The organism is Asticcacaulis sp. SL142, assembly GCF_026625745.1.
Classification (GTDB): Bacteria; Pseudomonadota; Alphaproteobacteria; order Caulobacterales; family Caulobacteraceae; genus Asticcacaulis.
Window position 1 is genome coordinate 2,312,799 of the sequence record NZ_CP113061.1, and the last position, 14,043, is coordinate 2,326,841.

Consider the following 14,043-nt stretch of genomic DNA (forward strand, 5'->3'; position numbering starts at 1 on the left):
AGTGTAACGCAAATGTAACAGCCATGGCTCTGTAGGAGGCGTGGTTACATTTTAAAGCGCGATGGTCTGGCAAAGCCCAAAAAGCGTCCCATATAGGCGGTGTCCCGAAAGGTTTACCGCCATGTTCTCATCCATCAGAACGATTATTGCCGCCAGTCTGCTGAGCGCCTTGCTTACCGTGCCATCGCTTGCTGAGCCTGTAGCGCGGCCTGAGGTCAGCGGGTTTGACACCGTTATGGTCGGCGGTACGCGCGTGACCGCGCTCTACAAGGGCTATGTCAGTGGCGTGCATCGGGATCAGGTCGCCCATGCCTATACCCGTCTGATATCGGCAAATATGACATCGCCATCACCTCTGACGCCGCAGATTGCCGCCTTTGTGGTCGATGATGGCACTAAGGTCACTCTGGTTTGTGTTGACGGCGTTGAGCCAACCCCTGCTGTGCGCGGATATCTCATGAGCAGTCTGGTCGCCGCAGGCTATGCCCCCGAAGATATTGATGAAATCCGCGTGGCTGACAAAGGCGACGCCGCACTGTAATTATCTTAGCGGCACGATCATCACCGGCTTGGGCAGGGCAAACTTAGCGGGCGTCGCGGCCAGTGATCCGTCGGTATTGATGTGAAACGTGCGGATGTCGTTGCTCCTCTGGTGGGCGACCAGCAGGCGTTTCTCATCCTCAAGCAACAGGAAAAAGCGTGGCCAGTCACCACCGGTAGAAATGGTCTGAAGCGGTGTAAGCTGCCCATCGGCGTGGATGCGGAACACGCTCAGGCTGTTATGGCCGCGATTGGTCATGTAGAGGGTGTCGCCCGCCTAATTTATCTGAATGTGGGCGGCAAATGACTTTTCCTTATAATCGGCAGGCAGGGTGGAAACGGTCTGGAGTTCCGTCAGGGTGCCGTTTGCTTCGCGCTCAAGAGCGATGACGGTATTGGCATATTCGGTCACTACATAGGCAAACCGTCCATCCGGCGAAAAGGCCAGATGGCGTGGGCCTGAACCCACCGGTGTTTTAAAGGCGCGGGTCGCCGCGCCGATCGCCCCGGTCTTGATATCATAAGGATAGGCACGCACTTCGTCGTGGCCCAGATCGACCATGTAGATTTTGTCGCCTTCGGGTGACCATTGCACCCAGTGGGCATGTCCCATCTTTGTGGCGTCCGTCCCCTTAAGCACGTCCGGGTCGCTCTGAATGGCGCCGCTTGCCGCATCAATCTTAAAGACCGACACGATATCGCCGTGATAATTGGCCACCGCCAACCGGGATTTGTCAGGGCTGAGCGCCAGATAGCAGGGCGAGCCCGCCAGAGATGACACATAGCCCAGCGGCATCAGGGTCATATGATCTTCGGACAGTTTAAAAGCCCCGACCTGACCGGTATCGGCCTCACCCGTCACATAGAGGCGGCCATTGTCAGCATCGTAAAGCGCAAAGGACGCATTTTCTATCGATTCAAATGACTTGATGATGGTGAACTCATCGCGGTCTGCGTCAAACGTCAACAGCTTCATGCCTTTGAAGGCGCCGTCGCTATAGGCACCGGTCAGAAGCTGTGTTTCGGCCTGAGCGCCGATGGCTGTAAGGCTAATGACGGCGCAGGCTATAAGGGCGGACATGAAGGGGTTAGACATGGAATTCCTGGGGGTTTGCAGCATCTGTTTTTATGTTCGCGCAGCCTAGTCGCAGGTCAGGGTTTAGGGAAGGGCGTAAATTTTCAAACACAGACTTATATAGGACCAATTTGGCCGCTCCCGTAACGTAACCGCAAAAATATCCGCAGGACATTGTTTTGGCTGAAATTTGAATGCCCTTAAGACAAAAGCAACATATTAAAGGGGTTAGGCTACATTTATAGGTGAACTTAAGCGCGCCCGATACGTCGCTTAAGCGATCCGTTTTGAATTTGACGGATGCATACCAATATAATAGATATTCTATCAGACTGGCGGCACGCAAAAGACCGCCCTGAATGGCGGAGCGCGCAGAATGTCGTTTATCGAGGCGGTTGGACGTCTGCACAAAGAAGATCCGGCACCCCTTTACCTGCAACTGCAAAAAGTGCTGCGTGAAGCGATCAAAAACCGGATTATTCTGGCCGAAGATGCCATCCCGCCGGAGCGCGACCTGGCCGAAGATTTCGAGGTTTCACGCATTACGGTGCGTAAGGCGATTGATGGCCTGGTCTCTGAGGGACTGCTGACCCGCCGCCGAGGGGCGGGCACGTTTGTGGCCACCCGCGTCGATAAAAGTCTCTTCAAACTGTCGTCCTTTTCCGAAGACATGATCTCACGCGGGCGTAAGCCCCACAGCGTTTGGGTGTCTAAATCCGCAGGGGCCGTGACACCGGAAGAAGCCCTGTCTCTGGGCCTGTCACCGGGGTCTCTGGTCTATCGGTTTCACCGGATCCGCTATGCCGATGATGCGACCATGGCGCTCGAATATTCGACCATACCCGGCTATTGCCTGCCCTCGATTGAGGCGGTTCATAACTCACTGTATGAGGCACTGGAGCGGGCGGGGCATCGACCGGTTCGGGCCCTCCAGCGTCTGCGCGCCATCTCCTTTACGAGCGATCAGGCCGAAACGCTCGGTATCCGGGCCGGTGATCCGGGTCTGTTTATCGAGCGTCGTGGGTTCCTGTCCGACGGTCGTGCGGCTGAGTTCACACAGTCCTACTATCGTGGTGACGTCTACGATGTCATCGTGGAACTAAATGATATTTAAGTTTCAAATAGTTGGCATTGGTTACATGTCCAATATGAAACCAATCACAATGATCACATGGCTTGCACGATCTAAGGCCCGTGCACAAAGAACACTTAATCACTGCAAACGCCTTTATCAAAAGGGCTTTTAAGGTCTGATTTATGTGCGCCGCTTCAATTGCCAATATTTTCTGGACAAGGCAACCATTATACAATTTTACTAAATAATACCAAAGCGGCAAATAGGTTATATAGCGACCCTTATAAGAGGCATTGTGCAATCCATGGAAACCACATCAGTCCCAACCTATCTCTATATCCTGTTCTTTGCTATTATGGGCTTCAAAGCAGGCACCCGAAAGGTCGCCGGAAAATGAAGCCGATTATGTTCTATATTGGTATTGATGGTGGCGGCACCAAATGCCGGGCACGTCTGCGCGCGGAAGCACCTTCGGGCTTGACCGGTGACGGAGCGTTGCTGGGCGAAGGAGTTGGCGGATCGGCCAATATCCGGCTGGGGCTGGATCTGATCTGGACCCACATCCTTGATGCCATCGACGGGGCTTTGGCGCAGGCTCACCTGACGCGCGCGATTTTCAGTGACACCAGCCTTGGCCTGGGTCTGGCAGGGATTACCACCGCTACCGATTGTGAACGCACCATCGCGGCGGGCCCACGCTTTGCCTTTGCGAATGCCGCCACCGATGCCCATGCCGCCTGTCTTGGGGCGTTTTCAGGCCGTGATGGCGCCATCATGATTACCGGCACCGGCTCGGCGGGCTACGCCTGGGTTGGCGGGCGCGGCCATGCCGTTGGCGGCTGGGGGTTTGAGGTCAATGACGATGCCTCGGCGGCGGTGCTGGGGCGCGAAGCGATCCGCGCGGCCCTGCATGGCTTTGACGGGCTGGCCCCGCACACCGCCTTTACCCGCGCGGTCATGGCCCACTTTGGCGGTCATCCGTCGGATGTCGTCAAATGGGCGACGGTTGCGCGCCCCGGCGATTACGGAACCCTGGCCCCCATGATCATGTCCCATGCGGCGGATGGCGATCTGATTGCTGTCGGCATAGTTGAGCGCGCCGCTCAGGATCTGGGGAAATATCTGGCGCGGCTTAATGAGATCGGCGCGCCGAAAATCTGTCTGGTCGGGGGTATGGCCGATGCCTTAACGCCGTGGCTGGCGCCCTGGACGCGGTCGGTGTTGGCGGTGCCGGAACATGATGCCATTGAGGGGGCCATTCTGCTGGCTCAGGGGGCTCCCAACGGCATGGATGTTGAGACGGTGATGTCATGACGGCGATCTGGCACGAAATCTGTGTCGATAGTCCCGCCGGATTCATAGCGGCGGTCGAAGGTGGCGCTGACCGGATAGAGCTGTGTCTGGGTTTAAGTGTCGGCGGTGCGGTTTATGCCGTGGACGGGCTTGAGATCGTCACGGCCATGGTTGAGCGTGCCGCCGGGCAGCGGCCTAATCTATATTCACCAAAAGTCCGGCATGGTCTGAAAACGGCTGCGGAATAATGCTAAGGTCAAGCCGCGTCTCTAAGCCCGGGGTATAGAGGCATAGATCAAGCGTGTGCTGCCACTGATGAAAGGTGAAGGTCGCCTCATCGCGCCGGTTGAGCAGTCTTAAGCGACCTCCCGCCAGCAGGCTGTCGAGTTCGCCCAGACCACCCAGCGTATTGAAATCCCCCAGCACTATGACCTCGCCGCCAATGCCTGCGACCAGTTCGGCGATCTCTTCAAACTGGTTCTGGCGGACGACGGGTTTGAGCGAAAAATGAGCGAACAGCACCGTCAAACCCGTATCCATCTCGATACGGTAGATCAGGCGTTTGGTGCCATGGCGAAAATAGAGACGGGAAAACGGATAGGCTGCGCGCGCCAGAAAGCCGTTGCTTTTGCCCTCGTGGAACGGCAGGCGCGAAAACGGGCTGCCCTCACCATATTTGTCGGCAATATCAAAGGTGTCGTACTGGGCGCATTGCAAGGCCTTGATCTGGTTAAAAAAACCTGAATGGAGTGATCCCCGGTCAACCTCGACCAGACAGCACAGGTCAGGTTTTTCAGCCTCCATGATCTGGCGGAACTGCGCCAGCACCCGGCGTTGCTGCGCGGGGGCCTGATACAGGTGGCGATAGACGCGCGTAACGTGGTGATACAGGCTGCCGCTGATGCCGGTCGCATAACCCAGATTGCTGAACAGAATTTTCATCTTACAAAGCCTGAGAGATCATGGCGCCAAGCCGCCCGATCAGCCGGTTGTGCCAACGTGTTTTCACGACTGTGGCTGATCCGGCGGGCAGGGCATGACGGCAATCTTCTTCAAACTGTGCGGCCAGCAAAGCCACATCGCCAGGATCGCGCATCACCAGATTACATTCGCGGTTCAGGATCAGGCTTAAGTGATCAAAGTTGCAACTGCCAAGGGTCGCCCAATCGTCGTCGATTACGGCGTATTTAGCGTGTAGCACCGTCGGCTGATAAAGACGCACGTCATAGTCCAGCCGCCGCCACTGCCCCAGCAGAGCATGGGTGATGAGATCGGCTATGGCGACATCGGTATGTTGCGACAGTAGAAGACTGATCTTGACCCCGCGGCCTTGCGCATCTCTGAGGGCACGGCGCAGGCGCTTGGGCGGAAAGAAATAAGGTGTGGCCAGCCGGATCGAATGGCGGGCCGTCATAATGGCGGCCAACAGTGCCTCATAAAGCGGCCGCTGTCCGCCCTTGGGGTTTTGCGCCAGATAAACCCCGCCGCGATTGCCGCCGATGATGCCCGGATCACCGTCCAGTTGCCCGTCATCCAGATCGCGCCACAGTACATCAAAATCGCGTCGGGCGGCGATGGCAGCCGGGCCTTCGAGGGCGACCATAGTGTCGCGCCAGTGGCGCATATACTCGGCCATGCACATGCTGCCGAGATAGGTTGCGCTATCATCGACATGCAGCAATTTGGCGTGGGTTCGCGGAAACAGGCCCCCGATCCGCACAAAGCGACGCGGCTTCTGCATATGATAGAATATGACTTTGGCACCGGATTTGCGGGTTTCGTCCAGCACCTTACTGGTCAGCAGGGTGCGGCTGCCGAACGCATCCAGCACAATGCGCACCTTGACCCCTTCACGCGCTTTGCGGGCCAGAAGGCCCAAAAAGCGCTGTCCGACCTCATCGTCGCGCACGATGTACTGTTCGAAATCAATGCAGGTGGTGGCCTGTTCACAGGCCTGCGCCATCGCGGCCCAGGCGTCAGCACTTTTCAGGTAAAACTTCATAGCGGATAAACCTTCATCGCCTGAGCCTATCCGTACTCTGATTAAAAACACATAGTCTTTTAGCTACTCCCGCCGTTCCGGGCCTGTGCGCGATCTGGCCTTTTCGCCAAAGCCTTCGATCGCCAGCAACAGCCAGGACGCATCGTCATGCAGCTTAAAGCGCGTATGCTTGATGCCGTGGGGATCGTCGGTCTCGATGCGGCGCAGTTCAGAGATGATGGTATCGTCTTCTCCGGCAATCAGGCGGCGCTTAATGTCGTGCAGGCCGCCAATGACATAGTTTTCCCACAGGTCGTAAAATCCGTCGGTAGCCAGCAAAATATAGCTGATATCGGCGGCCTTAAGATATTCGGTTTTCAGCCCCTCAAGGCAGACCGGATCAAGCGTCAGCACCCAGTATCCATCGGGTGTGTTCATCAGGGCGCGGTTCTGCCGCAGGACTGGATTGATCTCTTCGCGGGCGGCCTTAAGATCAGGCTCGGCCTGCTGAGCCTGCACCTTACGCAGGGCCTCTAACGCGCTGTTGTCGAGCGCTTCCAGCGGGCCGCCACCGTACACCTTATAGCCGCCGACTTTGTCAAACACATAGGCCTTCACATCGGCCAGATGCGACAATTCCACATCCTCACCATTAACCCGCACCAGCGACAAACCGGCGGATGGCCTTGCAAAGGCTTCAAGGTCGGCGTTGTGGGTGGCACGTCTATAACCTTCACCGACCGCTTCGATGGCGTGGCTTAAAGCATCGAGTGTGTCGACTTCCGGGTCGTTGGTAAAGGTTTCGGTCAGAAAGCCGGACATCGCCCCGACCAGCCATTCGGCGTCCGTCTTATCGCTGAATTTGGAGGGCCCAAGTCCGGTTGCCCCATCCATCAACCACGCCGCGTCGCCGACGTAGCCCAGACGGTCTTCATTACGCGGGTTCCCGGCATAGGAACCTTCGGACAGGATTTTAAGATGGGTTGTCATGGTCTGCGCCTCCTTACGCGTTGGCCTGAGACGGGGTCGGGTGGTATTTTAACCTAAATCTCTGCGCGCGTCACCGTGATCACATCGCCGTTGAAAAATTCGATACTTCAAAAGCGCGTCATAAAAGCCACAGGGCAGGTTTTGTTAAAAGACTGAAATATATGAATTTTGTGAAAAACAATCCGCAGACTGATAATTGTTTAATTAACAATATTTATATTGCGCTGCCAAAAAACATGTGTGAGCCTGTGGGTTCTCCAAGAGCTGAACCCAAGGCTGCATAAGCAGTCAGTGATCCCGCGCAACCTTTTGCGTGTGCGAGTTTGTGCGTCCAAAATGGGTCTGGGTTTGGCATGGGTTTGTTGTGTTCAGGGGATAGATTTATGACGACACATAAAAGAGTGACAGGGAAAGCCGGAATTCATCTGGCTTTATTGGCGACGGCTTCGGTCGCAGCGCTAAACATGGGTGCTGCCTTGCCCGCCATGGCGCAGGAAGATCCGGCCGCCGATGTAACGGAGGTGATTGTCACCGCCACCCGCCGCGCCACCAGCGTGCAAAAAGTGCCCTATAATATTTCGGTTATTGGGGCCAGTGACCTCAGCACCAAGGGCATTACCGAGCTGTCTGAACTTTCGCGCGCGATACCGGGATTGTCTGTGCGCGATGTCGGCTCACGCGATGATGCCTCCATCATCCTGCGCGGCCTGTCGGTCGATCCGCTGCGGGCCTCAACCCTGGGCGATAACGGCTCGGTGGCGACCTATATCAATGACACGCCGGTCACCAACCAGCCCAAGATATTCGACATCGAACGCGTCGAAGTGCTGCGCGGGCCGCAGGGCACACTCTATGGCTCCGGCTCATTGGGCGGGGCGATCCGCTATATCGTGGCCGATCCGAAGATGAAGTTTGAGGCCTCTGCCGGTGGCAAGGTGTACCAGATCAGTGAAGCCGATGACGTCTCATACGAAGTCAACGGCATGATCAATATGCCGCTGGTCGAAGACAAACTAGCCGTGCGGGTTGCTGCGCAGTACCTTGATGACTCAGGCTTTACCGATTATCCGTTTGTTCTGACTGGCCCCAAGACCGACCTCGATTTCGAACAGCGCACCACGGCGCGGGCATCGCTTCTGTGGACGCCGACTGAGAATTTCGAGGCGACCTTAAGCTACTATACCGACAATTCTAAATCCGGTGGCCGCACCGGCGGCAATCCCGGTTTTGCCCTGCTGCCGCCCGCCGATGGCACCGGCGATGGCTACAGCCACTCCTATCCGTCTTATAACTATGCGGCCAATGCTGGTAAGGTTTTGGGCGATTACGATATCGGTCTGCGCTTCGAAGAACCCTATTCGATGCACTATCAGTTAACCGCCTTAGAGATGAAATATGATCTGGGCTTTGCCGATTTGATTTCTTCGACGTCTTACACCAAAAAAACCGGCCTTGGGCATCGTGACCAGACCGACCTGTTGTTGGGCTTAGGCTTCGGCTACGAAAGCTATCCCGATTTCCGCTCATTCACGACCGAGCTTGATGATTTCGAGTCCGCCGTGCAGGAACTGCGGCTGGTGTCCAGTGACGGCGGCAGCTTTGATTATGTGGCTGGCCTCTACTATGCCAACGAAGGCACCTGGGGCACATCGTCGGAATATACGCCGGGCTTCACCCAGTTTATCGGGGCGACGCGTACCGATGATCTGGAATATTTCGCCAAGTCTGATGTGCTCTACAGCGAGTGGGCGGCGTTTGGTGAACTGACTTGGCATATTAATGATGCGTGGCAGGTCACCGGGGGGGCGCGGGCCTTTAAGCTGATTGAAAAATCGACCGAATGTACTGCCTTGCCGCTTTATGAGGATCCCAATTCGTCGGCGATCAATTGCTCGGATTCGGTCGGTAAATCGACAGTCGAAGACACGATCTATAAGCTGAATACCTCCTATCAGTGGACGCCGGATGTGATGGTTTACGGCACCTTCTCACAAGGGTTCCGCCGCGGCGGGGTTAACTTGCTGCCGAGCGGCGGCCAGTTTGTGGGCATTATCGACGCGCAGCGCCAGTATGCACCGGACACCGTCGATAACTACGAAATCGGCGTGCGCTCGCAATGGTTTGACCGTAAGCTGACGGTCAATGCCGCCCTGTTCAACATCAAGTGGCAGGACGTGCAGTTGTCTTCCTTGGCACCGGGTAATCTGCCGATCATCGCCAATGCCGGTGAAGCCAATTCCAAGGGTGTTGAGCTGGAAACCCTGTGGAGGGCGACCGATGCCCTGACCCTGAGCTTTGGTTATGCCTACACCAATGCCAAGATCAGCGAAGACTTCACGCCGGTTGACGATGGCGGCACACCCGATGACACATCCGACGACAGCTTTGTGTCGGAATTCTATGATGGCACAACCCTACCCGGTACGCCGGAGCAGCAGGTGTCGCTGGCTGCGGATTATATGCTGCCGTTCGGTGACTATGGGCCAATGACGCTCCATGCCGACTATTCCTATTCGTCAGGTATCACCACCTCGGCCGAGCCGATCAAGAACGGATCGCCCAACCTCGACTATGCCGAACTGAAAGGGTTCAGCCAGACCAATCTGTCGTTCGGCTGGGAGCCTATGGATACTGTCGGCGTCAAGCTGTTCGTCAACAATGTCTTTGATGAATATGCCTATGTCGCCCAGCAGGGTGAGGCCACCTACGGCCTTCAGGGTAAGTTCTTTATCCCGATCCGTCCGCGTGTCATCGGCGTATCGATCAACAAAAAGTTCTGATCATAATCCGTTTGTTTAAAGTAACCTCCTGCCTATGATGGCAGGAGGTTTTTCTATGGATGCTTATGACGACGCTTAATGCTCATGCCGATAATCTGATCGCGCAGGCGGCCACCGCCCGAAGGCGGGGCGATCTGAAAACCGCGATAGCCGCAGCGCGTCAGGCGACCGAGTTGGCCCCTGATCGGCTGGATGGCTGGTATATCTGGGGCACCACGGCCATGATGGCGCAGGCGTTCAATGAGGCCGAGCAGGTGCTGGCCGAAGGCGCGCGACGCGCACCGGCCAATACGCCGGCGCAGGGCCGGTTTTGGGTGCAGAGAGCGCGGGCGCTGGTGACACTGGGGCGGGGTCGTGAGACCTGCGAAGTGGTGAGGGATGCCCTGAACTGCGGCCTGACCGATGGGGCCAGTTTGAATATCCTTGGCACGGCCTTATCGCAGGCGGGGCGGCCCGAAGATGCCGTGCCGCTGCTGGAAGTGGCGGTGCGCTCTGACCCCAAGGTAGCCGATTACTGGTATAATCTTGGTGGGGTGCAGCAATTTCTGGGCGATTTGGACGCCGCTGAATATAGCTATGAACGGGCAGTGGCGGCGGGTGATCATTTTTCCGCTCATCTGGGGCTGGCGAGGTTGAAAAAGTGGTCAGCGGATAGCCACCACATCGACCGACTCAAGGCTCTGAAACCGACAAGCGTGATTGACACAGCCCGCCTGAACTATTCGCTGTTTAAGGAACATGATGATCTGGGCGATCCTGCTCAGGCATGGGGTTATCTGCAAACCGGGGCAAAGGCCGCGCAGCAGGTCTATCCGTGGGACGCCACTGAGGAAGCCGCGATTGTGGATGCCTGGCGGACGCATATTTCGTATCCGCCCGCCGCCGCACAGACTGACCATCGGCCGCGTCGGATTTTCATTGTCGGCCTGCCGCGATCGGGCACGACCCTGGTTGAGCGCATCCTGACCGCCCATTCGGATGTGCAGGCTCTGGGGGAACTGCAAACCTTCGGGTTGGGCGTCAAACATGGCTCAGGGGCACCGGGGCGCAACCTGTTGGATGCGGGCACCATTTCGGCGGCGGCAGCCACTGACCCCAAAATTTTTGCGCAATATTATGATGCGGAAACGGCTTATCTGCATAACGGGGCGGGCCATACGATTGATAAGCTGCCGCACAATCATGACTATGTCGGTCTGATCCTACGGGCCTGGCCTGATGCCCTGATTATCCATGTCCGACGCGACCCGATGGATTCGCTGTTCGGGGCCTATAAACTGTTGTTCGCCCATGCCCACCGCTGGTCCTACAGTCTTGATGATCTGGCCGCTCACTATGGCCACTACCGTACGCTGATGGATCATTGGCAGGCGTTTGGGGTGATCGACGTAAAGCTTGAGACCCTGATCGAGTGTCCGGAATTTGAAATCCGGCGGTTGCTTAAGGCCTGCGACCTGCCGTTTGAGGACGCCTGCCTGTCGCCACACGAAGCCCAAGGGGCGGTGGCGACCGCCAGTTCGGCTCAGGTGCGCAAACCCATCAACCGCGAAGGGGTGAGTGCGTGGAGGCGGTATGAAGAGCAACTGTCACCCCTGCGTGATCGGCTTGAAAAATCGGGTTTGATCTGAACCTTTGGGCGTGGTGGCGCGTATCAGGTTCATGTCACTCACAAACCAACATATCTGGCTGATTGGCGCCAGCACCGGTATCGGCGCGCAACTGGCGCGTGATCTGGCCGCCGCGGGCGCGAAATTATCCCTGTCGTCGCGGGATCAGACCAAGCTTGAGGCGCTAAAATCCGAACTGAAAGGCGACGGCCACGGCGTCTACCCGCTTGATGTGACACAGCAAACCTCTGTTGATCTGGCCTGGGCGGCGCTCAATAAGGCCAGAGGTATGCCCGACATGGTCATCTATAATGCCGGAGCCTATGAGCCGATGTCGGCCACGCGCTATGATGCGGATACGGCGATCATGGTGGCCGACACCAATTTCATGGGCGCGTTTCGGGTTTTGGAGCCGGTTTTGCCCGCCTTTATGGCGCGGGGCCGCGGCCATATTGTCCTGACCGGATCGCTGGCGGGCATCAAGGGCCTGCCCAATGCTATTGGGTATGGGGCATCAAAAGCAGGCATCATCCATTTGGCCGAAAATCTGCGGCTCGATCTGGCGGGCAGTGGCATCAAGGTGCAACTGGTCAATCCGGGCTTTGTCAAAACTCGCCTGACCGATAAAAACAGCTTTCAGATGCCGTTCCTGCTCACGCCCGAAGATGCGTCTGCAAGGATCATGAAGGGGCTTTTGTCTGACCGGTTTGAGATCAATTTCCCTAAGCGCCTGACGGTTTTGATCAAGGCGTTGCGCTACATGCCTGATCGGCTCTATTACAAATTGCTGCGCAACAAACCCGCGAAAAATTAAAGCAGCTCGGTGCCGAATTTCAGGTTCAAAAAGCTGACCAAAGCGCGCACGCGGGCGGTGGTGGCCCTACCCGGCGGCATAACGGCGTGCATGGGCACCGGTGGCCGTTCATAGGCCTTTAATATGGCCTCAACTTCGCCGGATTGGATGGCACGGCTGGCGATAAAGGTCGGCAGCCGCGCGATGCCTAATCCCGATTTCACCGCCTCCAGCATCATGTCGCCATTGTCTGAGCGCATGATACCGTTAATGCGGTAGCTTTTGAAGCCGTCGCCATCGGCATAGCGCCAGTTCACGGTTGGCGCGACATTGGTATAGTGGATGCCACGATGGTGGCTCAGATCATCAGGATGTTCAGGCCTGCCATAGGCATCCAGATAGGCCGGGCTAGCGACCGTGACCGTATGGACCTTACCGATACGCTTGGCGACCAGCGACGAATCGGCCAGTTCGCCAATGCGCACCGCCAGATCATAACCGCCGCCGATCAGATCGACCGAATGATCGTCGAACGAAATATCAAGTTCCACCCGCGGATAGGCGGCGGCAAATTCCGACAAAGCGCGCGCCAGATGGGTGACGCCGAAACTTAAGGGGCCAGACAGGCGGATCGGGCCTGCGACATCGGATACGGCCTCCGCCACCGCTTCACCGGCGGCCTCAAGCTGGGCCAGAGCTTCGCGGGCGCGTTCATAATAGGTCTGGCCGACATCGGTCGGTTGCGTGCCCTTGGCCCCGCGGGTCAGCAATCGCGCCGCCAATGTCTCCTCCAGCCGCATGACCCGGCGGCTGATGATCGATTTTGAGGTGCCTAAACGATCAGCCGCGCGCGCAAAGCTGCCGGTCTCAATAACCAGAAAAAAGGCCGACAGGTCATCAATATCGACTTTTAGCTGTTCCATATGGTGCAACACCAGTGTTCCGATTTAGTATCTTCTGGCAACGACCATAGCGGCCTATATATCGTCTCACAAGATCATTTCACCTTTTAAGGAGGAATACGAAAATGTCCGTTACCAATTCCATCGTACGCGACAACACATCGGATAAGACACGGTCTGTTGCGCGTCTGGTGCGCGGCATCCCCGCTACCGATGGCGCCGGCGTCAAGCTTAACCGTGTGCTCGGCACTCAGGCCCTGCCCGCGGTCGATCCGTTTCTGATGATGGATGAGTTCCGCTCTGACGATCCCTCGGCCTATATTGCCGGTTTCCCGGATCATCCCCATCGTGGTTTCGAGACCATCACCTATATGCTGGCTGGACGGATGCGCCATAAGGACTCAAAAGGCAACGAAGGCCTGCTCGGCCCCGGTGATGTGCAGTGGATGACGACCGCGCGCGGTTTGGTTCATTCGGAAATGCCTGAGCAGGAAGATGGCCTGATGCAGGGCTTTCAGCTCTGGCTTAACCTGCCCGCCAAGGAAAAGATGCTTGATCCCAAGTATCAGGATATTCCGGCGGCGACTATCCCTGAGATCACCTATGACGATGCCCACCTCAAGGTCATTGCCGGTGAGTATCGCCACCTGAAAGGCCCGATAGCCTCCCCGACCACGCAGCCATTTATCGTCGACGTCACGCTGAAGGCTGATGGCGATATCGGTCTGCCGGTGCCGACCGGTCACGATGGCTTTGTCTATGTGTTCGACGGCGCGGTTGAGATTGACCACACGGTGGTCACCAAAGGACAGGCGGCGGTTTTGACGGCCGGTCAGTCGCTGGTGCTAACCGCAGGCTCTGACGGTGCGCGCGCCTTGGTGGTGACGGGTGTGCCGCTGAAAGAGCCCATCGCCCGCCACGGCCCGTTCGTCATGAACACGCCGCAGGAAATCCATCAGGCCTTTGCCGATTATCAGAGCGGCAAATTTTAGTACGCCCTGATGCAA

Annotated in this window: 12 protein-coding genes and 1 pseudogene; 8 read left to right on the plus strand and 5 right to left on the minus strand. The window is 57.0% G+C overall.

Annotation, left to right across the window (positions count from 1 at the left end; translation table 11 throughout):
* Positions 1-121: 121 nt before the first annotated feature.
* Positions 122-541, plus strand: coding sequence for a hypothetical protein (locus OVA03_RS10515; RefSeq protein ID WP_267524356.1), 420 nt, complete (start codon positions 122-124; stop codon positions 539-541).
* On the opposite strand, the pseudogene OVA03_RS10520 reads toward OVA03_RS10515, so the two are convergent.
* Positions 542-1,660, minus strand: a pseudogene (locus tag OVA03_RS10520) (lactonase family protein).
* A gap of 331 nt (positions 1,661-1,991) precedes the next feature.
* Between OVA03_RS10520 and OVA03_RS10525 the strand changes: the two are divergent.
* The 3 genes from OVA03_RS10525 (at position 1,992) to OVA03_RS10535 (ending at position 4,231) form a co-directional block, all read left to right on the plus strand.
* Positions 1,992-2,729 carry a GntR family transcriptional regulator gene (locus OVA03_RS10525; protein WP_267524357.1) on the plus strand — a complete coding sequence of 246 codons (738 nt, stop codon included), beginning with the start codon at positions 1,992-1,994 and terminating at the stop codon, positions 2,727-2,729.
* A gap of 354 nt (positions 2,730-3,083) precedes the next feature.
* The gene (locus OVA03_RS10530; protein ID WP_267524359.1) at positions 3,084-4,004 is read left to right on the plus strand and encodes a BadF/BadG/BcrA/BcrD ATPase family protein; all 921 of its coding nucleotides are present in this window, start codon (positions 3,084-3,086) and stop codon (positions 4,002-4,004) included.
* Complete coding sequence (locus OVA03_RS10535; protein ID WP_267524361.1) at positions 4,001-4,231, plus strand: copper homeostasis protein CutC; 231 nt, start codon at positions 4,001-4,003, stop codon at positions 4,229-4,231. The genes OVA03_RS10530 and OVA03_RS10535 overlap by 4 nt, the downstream gene beginning before the upstream one ends.
* Here the strand turns inward: OVA03_RS10535 and OVA03_RS10540 are convergent.
* The 3 genes from OVA03_RS10540 to OVA03_RS10550 all read right to left on the minus strand — a co-directional run bounded on the left by OVA03_RS10540 (position 4,179) and on the right by OVA03_RS10550 (position 6,954).
* The gene (locus OVA03_RS10540; protein WP_267524363.1) at positions 4,179-4,925 is read right to left on the minus strand and encodes an endonuclease/exonuclease/phosphatase family protein; all 747 of its coding nucleotides are present in this window, start codon (positions 4,923-4,925) and stop codon (positions 4,179-4,181) included. The genes OVA03_RS10535 and OVA03_RS10540 overlap by 53 nt on opposite strands.
* 1 nt (position 4,926) lies before the next feature.
* Entirely contained in the window at positions 4,927-5,985 is a 1,059-nt protein-coding gene (locus tag OVA03_RS10545) for a phospholipase D-like domain-containing protein (protein WP_267524364.1), read from the minus strand.
* A gap of 63 nt (positions 5,986-6,048) precedes the next feature.
* On the minus strand, positions 6,049-6,954 hold the full coding sequence (locus tag OVA03_RS10550; RefSeq protein WP_267524365.1) for a protein phosphatase 2C domain-containing protein: 906 nt from the start codon (positions 6,952-6,954) through the stop codon (positions 6,049-6,051).
* A gap of 383 nt (positions 6,955-7,337) precedes the next feature.
* Here OVA03_RS10550 and OVA03_RS10555 point away from each other — a divergent pair, with 383 nt between their 5' ends.
* The 3 genes from OVA03_RS10555 (at position 7,338) to OVA03_RS10565 (ending at position 12,155) form a co-directional block, all read left to right on the plus strand.
* Entirely contained in the window at positions 7,338-9,734 is a 2,397-nt protein-coding gene (locus OVA03_RS10555; protein WP_267524367.1) for a TonB-dependent receptor, read from the plus strand.
* 65 nt (positions 9,735-9,799) lie between these two features.
* On the plus strand, positions 9,800-11,362 hold the full coding sequence (locus OVA03_RS10560; RefSeq protein WP_267524368.1) for a tetratricopeptide repeat-containing sulfotransferase family protein: 1,563 nt from the start codon (positions 9,800-9,802) through the stop codon (positions 11,360-11,362).
* A gap of 31 nt (positions 11,363-11,393) precedes the next feature.
* Entirely contained in the window at positions 11,394-12,155 is a 762-nt protein-coding gene (locus OVA03_RS10565; RefSeq protein WP_267524370.1) for an SDR family NAD(P)-dependent oxidoreductase, read from the plus strand.
* Here OVA03_RS10565 and OVA03_RS10570 read toward each other — a convergent pair.
* Positions 12,152-13,057, minus strand: a complete 906-nt coding sequence (locus tag OVA03_RS10570; RefSeq protein WP_267524372.1) for a LysR family transcriptional regulator — start codon at positions 13,055-13,057, stop codon at positions 12,152-12,154. The genes OVA03_RS10565 and OVA03_RS10570 overlap by 4 nt on opposite strands.
* A 104-nt stretch (positions 13,058-13,161) precedes the next feature.
* Here OVA03_RS10570 and OVA03_RS10575 point away from each other — a divergent pair, with 104 nt between their 5' ends.
* Positions 13,162-14,028: a pirin family protein gene (locus OVA03_RS10575; protein WP_267524374.1), complete on the plus strand. Its 867-nt coding sequence runs from the start codon at positions 13,162-13,164 to the stop codon at positions 14,026-14,028.
* The last annotated feature ends 15 nt before the right edge of the window (positions 14,029-14,043 follow it).